This is a genomic window from Janthinobacterium sp. NFX145, from assembly GCF_049810325.1.
In the GTDB taxonomy this organism is placed as follows: domain Bacteria; phylum Pseudomonadota; class Gammaproteobacteria; order Burkholderiales; family Burkholderiaceae_D; genus Janthinobacterium; species Janthinobacterium rivuli.
On the sequence record NZ_CP187360.1, the window covers coordinates 3,140,469 to 3,158,247 of the forward strand.

The 17,779-nt window shown below is 65.9% G+C and carries 13 protein-coding genes; 9 read left to right on the plus strand and 4 right to left on the minus strand.

The genetic code is table 11. From position 1 onward, the window contains the following. Positions 1 to 103: 103 nt before the first annotated feature. Positions 104 to 1,357 (minus strand): SDR family oxidoreductase, encoded by a 1,254-nt coding sequence (locus ACPJXG_RS14150; protein WP_425254645.1) that lies wholly within the window; start codon positions 1,355 to 1,357, stop codon positions 104 to 106. Beyond that, positions 1,357 to 2,661 carry a nucleotide sugar dehydrogenase gene (locus tag ACPJXG_RS14155; protein WP_035818787.1) on the minus strand — a complete coding sequence of 435 codons (1,305 nt, stop codon included), beginning with the start codon at positions 2,659 to 2,661 and terminating at the stop codon, positions 1,357 to 1,359. Before ACPJXG_RS14155 ends, ACPJXG_RS14150 begins: the two co-directional genes overlap by 1 nt. 219 nt (positions 2,662 to 2,880) lie before the next feature. Here ACPJXG_RS14155 and prsT point away from each other — a divergent pair, with 219 nt between their 5' ends. The 3 genes from prsT to ACPJXG_RS14170 are packed head-to-tail and all read left to right on the plus strand — an operon-like array spanning position 2,881 to position 8,915. Further along, entirely contained in the window at positions 2,881 to 5,664 is a 2,784-nt protein-coding gene (gene prsT, locus ACPJXG_RS14160) for an XrtA/PEP-CTERM system TPR-repeat protein PrsT (protein ID WP_425254646.1), read from the plus strand. 3 nt (positions 5,665 to 5,667) lie between these two features. Beyond that, a complete protein-coding gene (locus tag ACPJXG_RS14165; RefSeq protein WP_425254647.1) occupies positions 5,668 to 8,148 on the plus strand; it encodes a hypothetical protein in 2,481 nt (826 codons plus the stop codon). Continuing rightward, positions 8,145 to 8,915 (plus strand): S1 family peptidase, encoded by a 771-nt coding sequence (locus tag ACPJXG_RS14170; protein WP_035818781.1) that lies wholly within the window; start codon positions 8,145 to 8,147, stop codon positions 8,913 to 8,915. Before ACPJXG_RS14165 ends, ACPJXG_RS14170 begins: the two co-directional genes overlap by 4 nt. A gap of 4 nt (positions 8,916 to 8,919) precedes the next feature. On the opposite strand, the gene ACPJXG_RS14175 is transcribed toward ACPJXG_RS14170, so the two are convergent. Then, complete coding sequence (locus ACPJXG_RS14175) at positions 8,920 to 9,666, minus strand: N-acyl amino acid synthase FeeM domain-containing protein (RefSeq protein WP_099401904.1); 747 nt, start codon at positions 9,664 to 9,666, stop codon at positions 8,920 to 8,922. Positions 9,667 to 9,866: 200 nt separating this feature from the next. Next, entirely contained in the window at positions 9,867 to 10,490 is a 624-nt protein-coding gene (locus ACPJXG_RS14180; protein ID WP_425254648.1) for an XrtA/PEP-CTERM system exopolysaccharide export protein, read from the minus strand. A 260-nt stretch (positions 10,491 to 10,750) separates the two neighbouring features. On the opposite strand from ACPJXG_RS14180, the gene ACPJXG_RS14185 reads away from it, so the two are divergent. The 6 genes from ACPJXG_RS14185 to ACPJXG_RS14210 are packed head-to-tail and all read left to right on the plus strand — an operon-like array spanning position 10,751 to position 17,765. Further along, the gene (locus tag ACPJXG_RS14185; RefSeq protein ID WP_425254649.1) at positions 10,751 to 12,280 is read left to right on the plus strand and encodes an XrtA system polysaccharide chain length determinant; all 1,530 of its coding nucleotides are present in this window, start codon (positions 10,751 to 10,753) and stop codon (positions 12,278 to 12,280) included. 16 nt (positions 12,281 to 12,296) lie between these two features. Continuing rightward, entirely contained in the window at positions 12,297 to 13,130 is an 834-nt protein-coding gene (locus ACPJXG_RS14190; RefSeq protein WP_425254650.1) for an XrtA-associated tyrosine autokinase, read from the plus strand. Further along, on the plus strand, positions 13,114 to 14,667 hold the full coding sequence (locus tag ACPJXG_RS14195) for a TIGR03016 family PEP-CTERM system-associated outer membrane protein (protein WP_425254651.1): 1,554 nt from the start codon (positions 13,114 to 13,116) through the stop codon (positions 14,665 to 14,667). The genes ACPJXG_RS14190 and ACPJXG_RS14195 overlap by 17 nt, the downstream gene beginning before the upstream one ends. Before the next feature lie 10 nt (positions 14,668 to 14,677). Continuing rightward, positions 14,678 to 15,838, plus strand: coding sequence for a non-hydrolyzing UDP-N-acetylglucosamine 2-epimerase (gene wecB, locus ACPJXG_RS14200; RefSeq protein WP_425254652.1), 1,161 nt, complete (start codon positions 14,678 to 14,680; stop codon positions 15,836 to 15,838). Then, positions 15,835 to 16,686 carry an XrtA system polysaccharide deacetylase gene (locus ACPJXG_RS14205; protein ID WP_425254653.1) on the plus strand — a complete coding sequence of 284 codons (852 nt, stop codon included), beginning with the start codon at positions 15,835 to 15,837 and terminating at the stop codon, positions 16,684 to 16,686. The genes wecB and ACPJXG_RS14205 overlap by 4 nt, the downstream gene beginning before the upstream one ends. Then, a complete protein-coding gene (locus ACPJXG_RS14210) occupies positions 16,686 to 17,765 on the plus strand; it encodes a FemAB family XrtA/PEP-CTERM system-associated protein (RefSeq protein ID WP_425254751.1) in 1,080 nt (359 codons plus the stop codon). The genes ACPJXG_RS14205 and ACPJXG_RS14210 overlap by 1 nt, the downstream gene beginning before the upstream one ends. The last annotated feature ends 14 nt before the right edge of the window (positions 17,766 to 17,779 follow it).

Sequence of the window (17,779 nt, forward strand, 5' to 3'; positions counted from 1 at the left end):
CGGCCAGCGTGTCCGGCCAGCGTGCCCTCGGCCTGGGCTGCCTGTTTCTCACGCGAGCCAACTGGCCTGCCGGCATGTGCCTCACGGCTGGCCGGCCCGACCCTCAAGCCCGGCCCGCCTGCGCCACATACCAGGCGATGGTGTGCCGCAAGCCTTGCGTCAGGTCGTGTGTGGGGGCATAACCGAGCAAGCGGGCCGCCTTGGCGATGTCCGCCTGCGAATGGCGCACGTCGCCGGCGCGGAACTCGCCATAGTGTGGCGCCAGCGGCACGTGCTGCGGACGGGCGGCAAGCAGCATCTGCTGCATGGTGGCGTGCAGCTGCGTCAGGCTGGTACGGGCGTTGACGGCCACGTTGTAGACCTGGTTGACGGCCGCCGGGTCGGCGCGCGTGGCGGCCAGGATATTCGCTTGCACGGCATTGTGTACGAAGCAGAAGTCGCGGCTGGTGGCGCCATCGCCATGGATGTGCACGGCCTGCTTGTCCAGCATGGCGGCGATCCAGCGGGGAATGACGGCCGCGTAGGCGCCCAGCGGGTCCTGGCGCGGGCCGAAGACATTGAAATAGCGCAGTCCCACCGTCTGCATGGCGTAGCAGCGCGCATACACCTGCGCATACAGCTCGTTGACATATTTGCTCAAGGCATACGGTGACAGGGGCGCGCCGATGTGCTGTTCCACTTTCGGCAAGGCCGGATGGTCGCCATACGTGGCGCTCGAGGCCGCATATACGAAGCGCCGCACGCCCGCGTCCCGGGCGGCGGCCAGCATGTTCAAGAAACCGCTGACATTGACGGCGTGGCACAGCAGCGGATCTTCCAGCGAACGCGAGACGGAACCGAGCGCCGCCTGGTGCAGCACATAATCGACGGCGACGCCAGCGGTGGCGGAGCCGCCCGCACTGGCACGCCCGCGCTTGCCCAAGCTGCTGCCCCTGCCGTCGCTGGCGCCATCTGCCGCATCTATTTCACCTTCCGGCTCGCCGTCTGCCTCGCTGCCATCGGCGCTGCCAGCCTGCGCCGGCACGCCGCACGCGCGCGCGCACGCCTGCGGGTCGCGGATGTCGCCTTCGATGAAGGTGAAACGCCGCCATGCATCTTCTCCCACGCTGGCGCGCACTTGCTCCAGGTTGTGGCGGTGGCCCGTCATGAAATTGTCGAGGCCGCGCACTTCCTGTCCCAGCTTCAGCAAGGTTTCCAGCAGGTGCGAACCGATGAAGCCGGCCACGCCCGTCACCAGCCAGCGCCGCGGCGTTTGCGCCAGCTGCGCACAGGCTTGCTCATACGCGCCGGCAGCCGGGGCGCCAGCGGGGGCGCCTTGCGCCGCGCTTGCCGCCCGATCGAAAGCATCGGCCGCCATCACAGCCGCCACACGTGCAAGCCGCCGTCCTCGAGCGGACGGGGGTCGAAATGCGATTTGATATCGATGAAGCAACCGTTTTCCAGCACCTTGCCCTGGAAGTCCGCCAGCGGGCGGGCCAGCAGGGCCTGGTGCGAGACGGCGCTGATGATGGCCTCGGCCCGCGGCAGCTGTTCCCAGCTTTCCAGGGTCAAGCCGTATTCTTCCAGCGCTTCGCGGCCATCGGCGACGGGATCGTGCACGTGCACCTGCACGCCATACGATTGCAGCTCGTGGATCATGTCGACCACTTTCGAGTTGCGCAGGTCGGGGCAATTTTCCTTGAAAGTCAGGCCCAGCACGTTCACGTGCGCCCCTTTCAATTTGAAGCCCGCGCGCACCATTTCCTTGATGGTCTTTTCCGCCACGAACTTGGCCATGCCGTCGTTGATGCGGCGCCCGGCCAGGATCACGTGCGGGTGGTAGCCGAGCATTTCCGCCTTGTGCGTCAAATAGTATGGGTCGACGCCGATGCAGTGGCCGCCCACCAAACCGGGACGGAACGGCAGGAAATTCCATTTCGTGCCCGCCGCCTGCAGCACTTCCAGCGTGTCGATGCCGATGCGGTCGAAGATGATGGCCAGTTCGTTCATCAGCGCGATGTTCAGGTCGCGCTGCGTGTTTTCGATCACCTTGGCCGCCTCGGCTACCTTGATGCTCGATGCCCGGTGCACGCCGGCCTCGACCACGCCTTCGTACAGCGCTGCCACTTGCTCCAGGGTGGCGGCATCGTCGCCCGAGACCACTTTGCGGATGCTGTGCAGGGTATGGTCCCGGTCGCCGGGGTTGATGCGCTCGGGTGAAAAGCCCACATGAAAGTCTTCCTTCCAGCGCAGGCCCGAATGCTGCTCGAGGATGGGGATACAGATTTCTTCGGTGGCGCCCGGATATACGGTCGACTCGTAGATGACGATGGCGCCGCGCCGCATGTGGCGGCCGACGGCCGCGCTGGCGCCGGCCAGGGCGGAGAAATCGGGATTGTGCGCGCTGTCGACGGGCGTGGGCACGGCCACGACGATGAAGTCGGCCAGTTGCAGCTCGGCCGGGTCGCAGCCGACGCTCAGCCCTTGCGCCGCCAGCAACTGTTCATGGCTGACTTCGCCCGTCGGGTCGATGTGGCGCCGGTAGCTTTCCACCTTGCGGGCCGACAAGTCAAAGCCGATCGTGCGCTGGCGCATGCCAAACGCCACGGCCAGCTGCAAGCCCACATAACCGAGCCCCACCACCGCCACCACGCCGCCCTTGCTATCCACCTTGCTGTCCATATGCCTGTGCTCCGAAAGGTTGCGGCCCGAGCATCGCCGTCCGGGAAATTCTACGGTTGCCGATCCGGCGATTCTTGAGCGGGAACAAGAAATACGGGGCAGCGGCCAGCATGCACGCCGACAATCGGCAGCTTGTTGAGCGCAATCAAGGAGACCGGCGGCCATCTTTTTAAGCTAGGCCATGCCGATCCCTCACGCACGCCGCTACCGGAGACTTCCATGGCCCGTTCCCTGCCCCGCCCTTTCCCTGGCCTGCCCGCCATTGCGCTGTGCTGTACTTTGCTGCTGCCTCTGCTGACGGCTTGCCACGGCACGCAAAGCAGCGAAAGCCTGCTGGCCGATGCGCAGCAGTACCGCCAGAAAGGCGAAGCGCGGGCCGCCATCATCCAGTTGAAGAACCTGCTGCAAAAGGAACCGGACAACGCGGCCGCGCGCTTGCTGCTGGGCAGCATCTATATCGACACGGGCGAAGCGCTGTCGGCAGAGAAAGAATTGCGCAAGGCAATGTCGCTGGGCCTCGCTTCGCAGCAAGTGATGCCGCTGCTGGGCAAGGCCTGGCTGATGCTGGGCCAGTTCGACAAGGTGCTGGCCGAGATCGCCGACGATGCGGCGCAGCCCGCCAGCGTGCTGGCCCTGCGCGGCGATGCCTTGCTGGCCCTGGGCCGCCGGGACGAGGCACGCGCCCTGTATTCGCGCCTGCTCGAAGCCCATCCGGACCAGGTCGGAGCCTTGCTGGGCCTGGCCCGCCTGGCGGCGCTGGACCAGCAAGTGGAGGCGGCCGAGCTGCTGCTGGCGCAAGCCCTGAAAAGCGCGCCCGCCAATCTCGACGCCTTGCGCCTGCAGGGCGACCTGCTGCGTCTGCAAGGCAAGAACGGCGCGGCGCGGCTCGCCTACATGCAGATTCTCAAGATAAAACCGGACAATACTCAGGCGCACATCGACTTGGCCAACCTCGATATCGTGGAAAATCGCTACCTTGAAGCGGCGGCCCAGCTGGCCACGGCGCGCAAGACGGCGCCCAACAGCCTGGGTTTGCTGCAAGCCCAGGCGCTGCTCGATTTCCGCCAGGGCAAGAACAAGGCGGCCTTGCAAGCCTTGCAACTGGTGCTCAAGGCGGCGCCCGATCACATGCCGTCCATCCTGCTGGCCGGCGCCGTGCAACTGGCGCTCGGCTCGCCGCCGCAGGCGGAAAACTACCTGCGGCGCTTCCTCGCCGTGTATCCCAAACACTTGTATGCCGTCAAGATGATGGCGTCGATCGAATTGATGCGTGGCAAGACCGATACGGCCATCGACTTGCTGCAACCGATGCTGGCCGCCTTCCCCGACGACGTGGAATTGCTGTCGCTGGCCGGCGAAGCCCACTTGCGCGCGCGCCAGTACGACAAGGCGACGGCGTATTTCGAACAGGCCAGCACCCTGGCGCCGGATACGACCAGGCTGCACGCGGCGCTGGGCATCAGCCGCCTGGGCATGGGCGAGCACAGCCGCGCCATCAATGAACTGGAACGCGCCAGCATGCTCGACAAGAGCACGCCGCAAGCAGGCACCATGCTGGTGATGACCTTGCTGCGCAACAAGCAGAACGACAAGGCCCTGGCCAGCGTCAAGATGATGGAGCAACAGCAGAAAGGCACGAATCCCTTGCTGCTGAACCTGAAAGGCGGCGTCTACCTGGCCTTGCGCGATTTACCGGCCGCGCGCGCCAGCTTCGAGCAAGCCCTGGGCATGGACCCTATCTATTTACCCGCCCTGAACAACCTGGCGCAGATCGACCTGGCCGAGAAAAAACCGGAGCAGGCGAAACAGCGCTTCGAAAAAGCGCTGGCGAAGGCGCCGAAAAATGCCGACCTGTGCGCGGCGCTGGCCAAGCTGGCCGCGTCGCAGGGCAAGACGGACGAGGCGCGGCGCTGGCTCGAGCGGGCCCACCGCGACAATCCCGACGCCGTCGCGCCGGCCCTGCTGCTGAGTAACTTTTACCTGAAGACGGGTACACCCGACAAGGCACTGGAACTGGCGCGCACCTTGCAAACGGGCCATCCGGGCGACGCCGATGCGCTGGCCCTGCGCGCCCAGGTGGAATACAGCGCCGGCCTGGCGCCAGCCGCGCTCGACAGCTACAACAAGCTGGCAAGCATACAAACCACGTCCGCCCCCCTGCAGATGCGCATCGCCAGCCTGCACCTGGCGCTGGGCGACCATCACAATGCGCTGCAAGCCGTCAAGCGGGCGCAGGCGCTTGACCCGGCCCTGCTCGAAGCGCGCGTGGTGGAAGTGGCGATGCTGCTGACCCTGAACCGCCAGCGCGAGGCGCTGGCCGTGGCGCGCCAGGTGCAGGAACAGCAGCCGAAGCTGGCGGCCGGCTACAAGCTCGAGGGCGACGTGCTGATGGAGCAAAAGCTGCCGCAGCAAGCCGTCAAGCTGTACCAGCACGCCTTCGGCATCAGCCCCATCGGCCCCTTGCAGGTGCAGCTGTACCGCGCCTTGCAGGCGTCCGGGCAAGAACGCGAAGCCGAGGCGCGCATGGCCACCTGGCTGAAGGCGCATCCGGAAGATTTGCCTACGCGCACCTTCCTGGCGGGCACCCGGCTGGCGGCAAAGCAATACCGCGCCGCCATCGAGCACTTCCAGTACGTCGTCGCCAAGGATGGGGCCAATGTGGTGGCCTTGAACGACCTGGCCTGGGCGTATCAGCAGGAAAAAGATCCGCGCGCGCAGGCCACGGCCGAGCAGGCGCTGAAGCTGGCGCCCGACAATCCCGCCGTGCTCGACACCCTGGGCTGGATCGTGCTGGAGCAAGGCGACGTCAAGCGCGCCACGGCCCTGCTGCGCAAGGCGGCGGCGCTGGCGCCAAAGTCGCCCGAAGTGGCGTACCACCTGGGCGCGGCGCTGGCGAAATCAGGCGACAAGGGCGGCGCGCGCAAGCAGCTGGAACAATTGCTTGCCGCCAACAAGGACTTTCCGCAGCGGGCCGCAGCGCAAGCCCTGCTGACCCAACTGTAGGCCATGGCTGTGCACGCGGCCATGCCCGGCGTGGCGGCGCGGCCGCTGGCCCTGCTGGCGGGCGCGGCCTGCGTGCTGGCCTTGCGCCACTATCCGCTGGGCCACGGCTGGCCCGGCCTGCTGTTTGCCATCCTGCTGCCCGCGTATTTTCTGCTGCTGTGCTGGCGTCCCGCCAGCTGGCTGTTCTGCGTGCCCGCCCTGCTGCCCGTGCTGGACCTGGCGCCGTGGACGGGCTGGTTCTTCCTGGAAGAAATCGATCTGCTGCTGTTGCTGACGGTGGCCTGCGGCTACTGGCGCCTGGGCGGGCCGGCCCAAGGCGCAGCGGCGCGGCTGTTGCCCGCCGCCCGCGTCTGTTTGCTGCTGTGCAGCCTGGCCTGGCTGGTGGCGATGCTGCGCGGCGTCCTGCCGCTGCCGCACCTCGACTTGAATACCTGGGATAACTATCTGAGCCCCTACAACAGCTTGCGGCTGGGCAAGGCCTGGGCCTGGAGCATGCTGCTGCTGCCGCTGCTGCTGCGCGACGCGGATCCTCCCGCCTTGCGCCGCTACGCGCTGCCGGGCATGCTGGCCGGACTGGCCATGGTGTCGCTGTTCGCCCTGTGGGAACGGGCCGTGTTTCCCGGCCTGTCGAATTTGGCCAGCGACTATCGCATCACGGCGCCGTTTTCCGCCATGCACACGGGCGGCGCCGCGCTGGACGGCTACCTGGCGTTGAGCCTGCCGTTTGCGGGCCTGTGGCTGGCGCGCGCGCGCAGCCGCTGGCAGGCGGCGCTGGCCTTGCTGCTGCTGGGCCTGGCCCTGCACGCGGCATTCACCACCTTTTCGCGGGGCTTGTACGCGGCCCTGGCCGCAGCCATGCTGCTGGCATTCTGGCACACCCTGCGGACGGTGCCCGCTGCGGCGCGGCACCCACCGGGCCAGCCGCCCGTGCGCAAAATCTTGCTGAGGCTGCTGCTGGCCGGTCTGGGCACGGTCCTGCTCGTGTACATGTTCAGCCTGGCCGGCTACCGGGGCTTGCTGGCTGCCGTCGTCCTGCTTGCGGCCAGTTTCGTGCTGGCGGCGCGGCCCTTGCCGTGGCGTCTGGCGCCGGCCAGCCTGCTGTGCGCGCTGTGCCTGCAGGGCTTGCTGGCCGCCTGGTGGCCGGAAGGGACAGGCCAGCAAACGGCCGGCTGGCTGAAAGGTCCATATTTCCTGTTTTTGCTGGCGGCCGCGCTGCTGGCGGGCGCATTGTGGCCCAGCGGCACCGGCGGCAAAGGGCCGGCCAGGCTGGGCCTGGCAATGATGGCGTGGACCATGCTGGCATGCAACCTCGCCTGGATAGGCTGGCACTGGGCCGGACCGCCGGCCCTGCTGCCCGCCGGCCTCGTCGTGGGGCTGGCCACGCTGATGTTGTGCAATGGACGCTTGCGGCCGCCGTTGTGGCGGCTGGACCGGGCCAGCCTGAGCATCGCGGGCGCAGCCGGCATCCTGCTGCTGCTGGCCATACCCGTCTCGGCCAGCTATTACGCCACAGAACGTTTCTCGACCACGGCCTTCGACATGCAAGGCCGCTTGCGCCACTGGCGGCAAGTGCTGGCCATGCAGCCGTCCGACTGGGGCGACCGCCTGTTCGGCATGGGGTTCGGCAGTTTCCCCGCCACGTATTACTGGCACAATCCGCAGCGCGAGGTGCCGGCCAGCATCGCGTATGCCGAGGAAGGCGGCAACCCGGACAATCCTGGCAACAGGTATGTGCGCCTGGCCAGTCCCGGCTACAGCGCCGGCTATGGCGAACTGCTGCGGCTGCTGCAACGCCTGCCCGTGCAGCCTGCCACGCCTTACACCCTGGCGCTCGACGTGCGCCGGACCGGCCCCATGCCCGTGCTGCTGGTGCGCCTGTGCCAGCGGCAATTGCTGTATGCGCAAGGCTGCGTAAACGTTCCGTTGCGCCTGCGCCCTGCGCCGGCTGGCACGCAGGCCAGTGCTTGGCAGCATTATGACGTGCCGTTCGACAGCGCCTGGCTGGGCGCGGGCGCTTGGCTGCTGCGTCCGCCCGTGCAGCTGGAACTGGCGGCCAGCGGCACGGCCACCTCGTCCGTGCTCGAAGTCGACAATCTGAGCTTGCGCGCACCGGGTGGCGAGGAACTGATCGCCAATGGGCGCTTTACCCAGGCCAACAATTACTGGTTTTTCAGCAGCGACCACCACCACTTGCCATGGCATATCAAAAGCATGGCCTTGCACTTGCTGGTGGAAACGGGCTGGTGCGGCGCCCTGTCGATGCTGGCCCTGCTGGCTGCGGCCGGCCAGCGCCTGCTGCGCCGCGCCGCGCGGGGCGATCCGGGCGCGCTGGCCTGCGCCGCAGCCTTGCTGGGTTTTCTCGTCGTCGGCCTGTTCGACAGCCTGCTCGACGTGCCGCGCATCGCCCTGCTGTGTTACCTGATGCTGCTGTGCGCGCTGCTGCAGCCCGTGTCATCTCCTCCCGTTGAAAGTACACCGCCATGAAAGCCCTGCTCTCCGCCTTGCTGTCCTGCCTTTTTCTGCTCCTGGTTGCCGCGCCCTGCCGCGCCGATGCGCCGCTGGCGCACACCATCGCGCGCGTCAAACCGTCCATCGTCGGCGTGGGCAGCCTGCAAAAGACGCGCACGCCGCCGATGAACTTCATCGGCACAGGCTTCGTGACGGGCGACGGCTTAAGCGTGCTGACCTGCGCCCATGTGATCCAGAAACTGCTCGACGCCAATCCGAACGAAGTCATCGGCATACTCACGGGCCAGGGCGAGGCGGCGCAGTTTCGCCCCGCCAAGGTCCAGGCGCTGGACACGGAACACGACCTGGCCTTGCTGCGCCTGGCGGGCGCACCTCTGCCCGCCTTGGCGCTGGGCGACGCGGCCACGGTGCGCGAAGGCCAGGCCATGGCGTTTACAGGATTTCCCCTGGGTACCTTGCTGGGACTGCACCACGTCACGCACCGCGCCACCGTGTCATCGCTGACGCCCGTGGTCATGCCCAGCGAAAATGCGCAGCGCCTCGACGTGCGTCGCCTGGCGCAGTTGCAAAAGGCGCCGTACACGGTGTTCCAGCTGGACGCGACGGCGTATCCGGGCAGCAGCGGCAGCCCGCTGTTCGATCCCGAGACCGGTCTCGTCTACGGTATCGTCAACATGGTGTACGTCAAGGGCCTCAAGGAGACGGCCATCAGCGCGCCCAGCGGCATCACTTACGCCATTCCAGGCAGCCACATGCAGGCGATCTTGCTGAAAAATAAATGACTTCTCAGTTGCGCCCCTGCCTCAGCCGGTCGGTAATGCCAGGCTCATCCCATGTCGGGAAAAAAAAGGGGTAAAACGACCGTTCCCCCCCATGCTGTTCCATCAGGCCACCGTACTTGCGGATCTGGGCCCCCATGTAATCGAGGTCCAGCCGTAGCAGCACGGCCGGCGCCCCCACGCGCGTGCACTCGCGCTCGCCGCCGAAGTCCTGGAAGCCCAGCATGCGCTTGTAAAACACCACGTGGCGCGGGTTGACTTCGATCACGTAATCCGTAAAGCCGTGAATATTATGGGCATAGATATAAGAGATATGAATCAGCGCCGCAAACACGCGCTTGCTCACACCCTTGTCGATGGCCAGGCGCGACGGTTCGCACAGGCGGCGGCCCTGCTCGCGCAGGACGTCGAGCTTGTCGCGGAAGTTTTCATCGGCAGGCAAGCCCGTCTCGTCATTGTCGAGGCACAGGGTCATGGTGCCGACGGTGCTGCCGGCCGTTTCCGCAAACAGCGTGATTTTATTCAGCGCATGCGCGGTGCCGGGATCGACGGCATAGCCGCGCCAGCCGTACATCTTGCGGATCAGCAAACTGGCCGCCTCGCGCCGGCCACGCGAATTGGCCATGCGGATATGAAAGCGCTGCAGGTCGAGCTCGTGCTCCATGGCCGGGTCGATCTGCCCCTCGCCCACCACCAGGTCACTCAGGGCGCCTGGCGTGTCGAAGGAAATAATGGGTTCATCTTGAAAGCTCATCTTGTCCTCACGTTCATCGGCTGCCGTTGAGACGGACTGAAGCCAATGCCTTGTGACAAGACAAAAACTGGAGAAGTTCCCAGCTTTAGTTAAAAAAACAGAAGAATTTCACCTTTAGATAGCAAAATTACACGCTGAAATTTGCCGAAAAATACAAAATGACAAATATAAGTGTTGTTTTGATATTGCCGAGGCCGCTGTTAAAAAAAGCTTTCCGGTATCAGCAGCACATCGCCCGGCCGCATCATGACATTCGCGGAAATATCGCCTTCCTTCAGCAAATCATCGAGGCGGACCCGCAGCTGCTGCTGGTTGCCTTCGCGCATGCGGATGATGCTGGCCTTGTTGCCGGCCGCGAAATCGGTGATGCCGCCCACTGCGATGAGCACGTCCATCAGCGACATGCCCAGCCGGTACGGCAGCGCCTGCGGCTTGGCCGCCTCGCCAATCACCCGGATCTGCTCGCCATACGGCCCCGAGAAATTGGTGACGATGACCGTCACCACGGGCTGCTGGATGAATTTGCTCAAGGCTTGCTCGATGTCGCGCGCCAGCTGGGTCGACGTCTTGCCGCTGGCGGCTAAATCCTCGACCAGCGGCGTGGTGATCTTGCCGTCCGGCCGGACGGCCACCGTCAGCGACACTTCCGGGTTGCGCCAGACGATGATGTTGACGGAGTCGCCCGGCCCGATCAGGTAATCGTGCATGGGCGCGCTGTCGTCGGACGGTGCCAGCGGATGGGACGTGCGGCAGGCGCCCAGCAGGCTGGCAGAAAGGGCCAGGCCCAGCGCGTTACGGACAAATGCACGGCGAAACGGATTCATGCGGAGCCTCTTCGAGTCGATGGCGCATCCATGGTCGGCCCCGCAGAACCAGCCTGGGCCGCGAACTTCCTATGATTATTAAAACTCGGCAAGAGAACCTTGAGGCGTATCAAGAAGCAATCATCTTGGGAAATCTTGCTCCACAGCCGCCCTATACTTTGCTTACCCAACAGGCAAGCATTTCTTGCAAGATGCCGCTGTTGTCCGCGCCGCCAGCCCATCTCCCGTGCAGCACCGCACCGCCACCTGAAGGAAGCGACATGGAAGACTTGATACAGCAACTGCTGTCCAGCCTGAAAGGCATCTGGAAGTACCGCTGGCACGCGGTCGTGGTGGCGTGGCTGGTGGCCATCGCCGGCTTCATCCGGGTGATCTCCCTGCCCGACGACTTCCAGACGTCGGCGCGCGTGTTTGTCGATACGCAAACCATCCTCAAGCCGTTGATGGCCGGCATGACCAGCGTGCCGAACACGGAACAGCAGGTAGCCATCATGAGCCGCACCCTGCTCAGCCGCCCGAACGTCGAGCGCGTCATGCGCATGGTTGACCTCGACCTGGGTTCGAAGACCGTGCGCGAGCACGAGGCCCAGCTGGACGAACTGATGAGCCGCATCAAGATCACCGGCACCAACGCCTACGACATCTACACCATCAGCTACAGCGGGCGCGACCCCAAGCTCGTGCGCGACGTCGTGCAAAGCCTGCTGACCATCTTTGTCGAAGGCAGTTTCCAGGGCAAGAAAGGCGATTCGCAAAAGGCGGTGCAATTCATCGACGAGCAGATCAAGAATTACGAGGACAAACTGAGCGCGGCGGAAAACCTGGTGAAGGAATTCAAGATCCGCAACAACCTGCTGCTGCCGCGCCAGGGCATCGACTATGGCAGCCAGCTGCTGATGTCGTCCGATAGCCTGAACAATGCCAAGCTGGAACTGGTCGAGGCGGAACAATCGCGCAAGGCCATCCTGAGCCAGATCGAAGGCGACGAGCCCGTGCTCGACCTGGAACCGAACGCGGCGGCCATCACGAATCCCGAACTCGACGAGCGCATCGCATCGATCAACAAGAACCTTGACAGCCTGCGCATGCAATTTACGGAATTGCATCCCGACATCATCGCCTCGAAACGCCTGGTGGCCCAGCTGGAAGAACGCAAGATCGAGGAAAGCAAGCTGAAAACGGCGGCCGGCGATCCGGGCAAGAACTACAGCCCCATGCTGCAGCAACTGAAGGTGGCGCTGACGGACGCTGACGCCAAGGTGGCCGCCATCCGCGCCCGCGTGCAGGAATACAGCGCGCGCAACGAGCGCCTGCTGGCGCAGAGCAATGCCGTGCCCGAGGTGGAATCGCAGCTGGCGCAGCTCAACCGCGACTACATCATCAACAAGGAAAACTATGAAAAGCTGATCGGCCGGCGCGAAGCGGCCAAGCTGTCGGGCGAACTCAGTTCCACCACGGACATGATGGCCTTCAAGATCATCGACCCGCCCACGGTGCAATATGCGCCCGTCGGCCCGAACCGCCCGCTGCTGTTTTCCGCGGCGCTGGGCGCGGCCCTGATTGCCGGCGTCGCCACGGCCCTCCTGATCAGCCAGGTGCGCCCCACCTTCCTCAGTCCTTCCGAACTGCGCGACGCCACGGGCTTGAACGTGCTGGGCACGGTATCGATGAACTGGACGCCGCTGCAGCAAGTACGCCGCCGCCGCGCCCGCTATGGCTTCGGCGCCTGCCTGGGCAGCCTGTTCGTGCTGTACGGCGGGGTCATGACGGCCGCGCTGCTGAAATTCTAGATCCCAAGGAGCGACGATGAGCAGCAAGGACAGCGGCAAGCACGAATCCACCATCCTCGGCGTGGCCGAGGCCGGCGTGCCCTATACGGTGAACGGTACGCAGGGCGCGGACGCGGCCCGCTCGCCCCGCTACCGCCCCCTGAACCTGGACCGGCTGGCCGAGCAAGGCATGCTCACGCACGACGGCGGGCGCAGCGCGGTGGCCGAGGATTTTCGCATCATCAAGCGCCCGCTGCTGCGCCAGGCGCGCGCCAGCGGCGCCGAGGCCATCCGCCACGGCAACCTCATCGTCGTCACCAGCGCCATGCCGGGCGAAGGCAAGACTTACTGCGCCGTCAACCTGGCCATGAGCATCGCCATGGAAATGGATATCACGGTGCTGCTGGTCGATGCGGACGTGGCGCGCCCGTCCGTGCTGAAAGTGCTGGGCCTGCCGCCCGAGCCGGGGCTGATGGATATCCTGCTCGACCCGCAACTGGCCATGGCCGACGTGATCCTGAAAACCAATGTGGCCAACCTGAGCATCCTGCCAGCCGGGCGCAGCAACAAGCACGCGACGGAATTGCTGGCCAGCCGGGCCATGAGCCGCTTACTGGCGGAAATTGCCAGCCGCTATGGCGACCGCATCGTCGTCTTCGATTCGCCGCCCCTCCTGATCACCAGCGAGGCGCATGCGCTGGTCGGGCAGATGGGACAAGTCGTCATGGTGGTCGAGGCGGAAACGACGACGCAGCACGCCGTCAAGGAAGCGCTGCGGCAGATCGAGTCGTGCGAACACATACATTTGATCTACAACAAGACCAAATCGTTCCCCGGCAACGACTACTACGGCTATGGCCATTACGATTAGCCGCCGGGTTTCGCTAACGCCGCCGCCATCGCCGCTGCTGCCGTTGCTGCCGTTGCTATCTCTGCTGCTGCCCCTGCCGGCCGGCGCCGTCGACTGGCTGGTGCAGCCGTCGCTGCGCCTGCGCGAAAGCTATACGGACAATGCCTTGCGCGCGCCGCCCGGCAAGGCGCAATCGGACTTCATCACGGAAATCGCGCCCGCCATCGCCCTCATCGGCACGGGCCCCCGCCTGCGCATGCACCTCGATTACAGCTGGCACAAATACCTGTCCGGCCAGCGCGCCGATACCGAGCACCACGAACTGGGCGCCTCGGCCGACGCCGAACTGGTCAAGGACTGGTTCTTCATCGATGCGGACGCCAGCGTGAGCCGGCGCAACATCTCGCCGTTCGGCCCGCAATTGATCGACGACCTGCCCGATACGGACAATGCCAGCACCGTGCGCACCACCGGCATCAGTCCCTATTTGCGCCACCGTTTCCGCGGCCTGGCCACGACCGAGCTGCGCTACACGCGCAACACGGTCGACAGCGGCGGCGCACTGCTGTCCGTGCACAGCGATGAAATGGAATTGCTGCTCAGCGGCGAGCCGCGCGGCAAGGGCTGGACCTGGAACGCCAGCCACGACGTGCGCCGCACGCAGGACAGCAAGCTGGCGCCCATGCGCATGCAGCGCAGCAGCGTGGGCCTGCGCTATCCGTTCAGCAGCAAATGGGCGGCCACGGCCAGCGGCGGCACGGAAAAGGAAGGTTATGTGTCGGCCAGCGGCAAGGCGCCGGCTGGCCGCTTCTGGTCGCTGGGCGGCGTGTGGACGCCGTCGCCGCGCACCAGCGTGGCCTTCAGCACGGGCAAACGCTTTTTTGGCAACACCTACAGCCTGGACGCCACTTTCCTGCAGCGTCATACCAACTGGCAACTGAACTACAGCGAAAACATCACCACCCTGCCGACGCAGTTTTCACGCCTGGGCGACCGCGACGCGGGCCAGTTGCTTGATCAATTGTGGCGCGGCATCTTTCCCAATGCGCGCGACCGGCGCCTGCGCATCGATGCCTTCCTGCGCTACGCCAACAGCCTGGGGCCGGAACGGGGCGCCATCAATTACTTCAGCCACCGCTATTTCCTGCAAAAGCAGCTGAAGCTGACGATGGCGCGCGCCACGGCGAAAAGCACGATGATCGCCGGCATCACGGCCGTCGACCGCACGGCGCAAACGGCCAGCGGCATCGACAGCGGCTTGCTTCCCGGCGTGGAATTTGGCAGCGAAGACCGCACGCGCCAGATGAGCGGCAACCTGGGCTGGAGCTGGAAAGCCAGTTCGCGCACCAGCCTGAACGCCAATGCCGGCTACGCCAGCGTGCGCTCGCTGAGCGTGCCCCGGCACGACAACAACATCACCGTGACGGCCGGCTACACGCGCATCCTGCAGCAGAACATGACGGCCAGCATCGACGTGCGGCACACGCGGCACGCCAGCAACCGCGGCGGCGATTACCGCGAAAACGGCGTCAGCGCCACGCTCACCATGCAATTCTAAGGAGGCCGCAATGTCCGACCCTACTCTTGCGTCCGCCGCGCCGGCGCACCTGCTGTGCGTGGTGGCCGCGCGTCCAAACCTGATGAAGATGGCGCCCATCCTGGCCGCGCTGGCCCGCCAGGCGCCCACCGTACGGGTGACCTTGCTGCATACGGGCCAGCACTACGACACGGCCATGAATGGCCAGCTGTTTGCGGACCTGGACCTGCGCCCGCCCGACATTTGCCTCGATGTCGGTTCCGGCAACCACGCGCAGCAGACGGCCGAGATCATGCGCCGCTTCGACGCCGTACTCGACGCGCAGCCGCCGCTGGCGCCCGATGCCGTGCTGGTGGTGGGCGACGTCAATTCCACGCTGGCTTGCGCGCTGGTGGCGGCCAAGCGTGACATTCCCGTGATCCACGTCGAGGCGGGCTTGCGCAGCGGCGACCGGCGCATGCCCGAAGAAATCAACCGCGTGCTCACCGACCAGTTATCCAGCCTGCTGCTGACCAGCGAGGAAGGCGCGCGCGCCCACCTGCTGCGCGAAGGCATCGCGCCCGAACGCATCCATTTTACGGGCAACGTCATGATCGACAGCCTGCGGCAGCAGCTGCCGCGCGCGATAACGCCCGCCGCCACCCTGCGCACCCACGGCCACGCCTGCCCGCCCGCGTATGGACTCTTGACCTTGCACCGGCCGTCGAACGTGGACGACCCGGCGCAGCTCGAAGCGCTGCTGGGGGCGCTGGGAGAATTGTCGCAGCAACTGCCGCTGCTGTTTCCCATCCACCCGCGCACCCTGGCCGGCCTGCGTCTGGCGGGCCTGGAACCGCTGCTGGCGCGGCATGCCATCGTCCGCCTGCCGCCGCTGGGCTACCTGGAAATGCTGGGCCTGATGCAAGAGGCGCGCCTGGTGCTGACGGATTCGGGCGGCATCCAGGAAGAAAGCACGGCCCTGGGCGTGCCTTGCCTGACCTTGCGCGACAATACGGAGCGGCCCGTCACCGTGACCGACGGCACGAATACCCTGGCCGGCACGCAGCCGGCCGCCATCCTGGCGCTGGCGCGGGGCATCCTCGACACGGGCGGCAAGCGGGGCCGCCTTCCGCCCCTGTGGGATGGCCACGCGGCCACGCGCATCGCCGCCGTCATCGCACCCTGGCTGGCGGCGCGCCGGGGGCCGCCATGACGCCGCCGCTGATACTGCGCAACGCGCTCACCATCGACGTGGAAGATTACTTCCAGGTGTCCGCCTTTGCGCCGCACATCGCGCGCGCCGACTGGCCCCGCCTGGAATGCCGGGTCGAGGCGAATATCGAGCGCATCCTGCTGCTGCTCGACAGCCGGCGCATCCACGCCACCTTTTTCACCCTGGGCTGGATCGCCGAGCGCTATCCGGCCATGCTGCGCCGCGTGGCCGCCGCCGGGCACGAAGTGGCCAGCCACGGCTATGCGCACCTGCGCGCCTGCGACCAGTCGGCCGCGCAGTTCGCCGACGATGTGCGCCACAGCAAGACCATCCTGGAACAATTGACGGGGCTGGCCGTGCACGGCTACCGGGCGCCCAGCTTTTCCATCGGCGCGGCCAATCTGTGGGCTTTCGACGTGCTGCAGGAGGCGGGCTACCGCTACAGTTCCAGCATCTATCCGATCCGCCACGACCACTACGGCATGCCCGATTCCCCCCGCTTCGCCTGGCGGCCACGGGGGGCGCACGGCATGCTGGAATTGCCCGTCAGCACAGTACGCTTGCGCGGGCGCAACCTGCCGGCCGGCGGCGGCGGTTATTTCAGGTTGATGCCGTATGCACTGTCGCGCTGGCTTTTGCGACGCATCAATTCGCGCGACGGGCAAGCTGGCATATTCTATTTTCATCCTTGGGAACTCGATCCCGGCCAGCCGCGTCCGACGGGCCTGAGTGCCAGGACGCGCTTTCGCCACTACCTGAACCTGGGGCGCATGGAAGCGCGGCTGGGGCGCCTGACTCGCGATTTCTCCTGGGACCGCATGGACCGTATTTTTCTGGAAAGCACATGATGCACGAGGCCAGCCTTGCTCCCGACCCGCTACAGTCCCGCGCCGCCATCGCCGTGCGGTCGCTGCAGGGGCACGAGCATGCGCGCTGGGATGCCTTTGTCGACACGTGCCCGGAAGCGACCTTCTTTCACCGCGCCGGCTGGCAAACCATCATGGAGCAAGGTTTCAAGCACGACAGCTATTTCTTGTACGCGGAACAGGACGGGCGCATCGCCGGCGTGCTGCCGCTGGCCCATCTGCGCAGCCGTTTGTTCGGCTCTTCCCTCGTCTCGCTGCCCTTTTGCGTGTACGGCGGCATCGCCGGCGGCAGCGCGGCCGTGCGTCAGGCGCTTGACGGCGCGGCACTGGCGCTGGCGCGGCGCCTCGGCGTGGGGCACCTGGAATACCGCTGGCGCGAAGTGCCAGAAAGTGCAGACCCTTCCTGGCTGCACAAACCCCTGTACGCGACCTTCCGCCGCCCCTTGCTCCCCGATGCCGAGCAGAACCTGTTGGCCATTCCCCGCAAGCAGCGCGCCGTCGTGCGCAAGGCCATCGCGGGCGGCCTGCACAGCGCCATCGACTATGACCTCAACCGTTTCTACCCGATTTACGCGGCCAGTGTGCACCGGCTGGGCACGCCCGTCTTCGCGCGCCGCCATTTTGCCCTGCTGCGCACGGTGTTTGGCGACGCCTGCCAAATCCTCACCGTCTACCACGGCCAGCAGGCGCAAGCGAGCGTGCTGCTGTTCTATTTCCGCGATGAAGTATTGCCATATTACGGCGGCGGCAGCGTGCTGGCGCGCAGCACGGGCGCCAACGACTTCATGTACTGGGAAGCGATGCGCCGCGCCTGCGCGCGCGGCTACCGCCTGTTCGATTTCGGCCGCAGCAAGCTGGGGACCGGGGCATACGACTTCAAGAAGAACTGGGGCTTTGCGCCGCAGCCGCTGCCCTACGCCTACCAGCTCGTGCGCGCCAAGGCCTTGCCTGAGGTCAACCCACTGAATCCGAAATATGCGCTGTTCATCCGCGCCTGGCGCCGCCTGCCGCTGCCGCTGGCCAACCTGCTGGGGCCGCACATCGTGCGGCAGCTGGGCTAAGCGACGGGACCCAC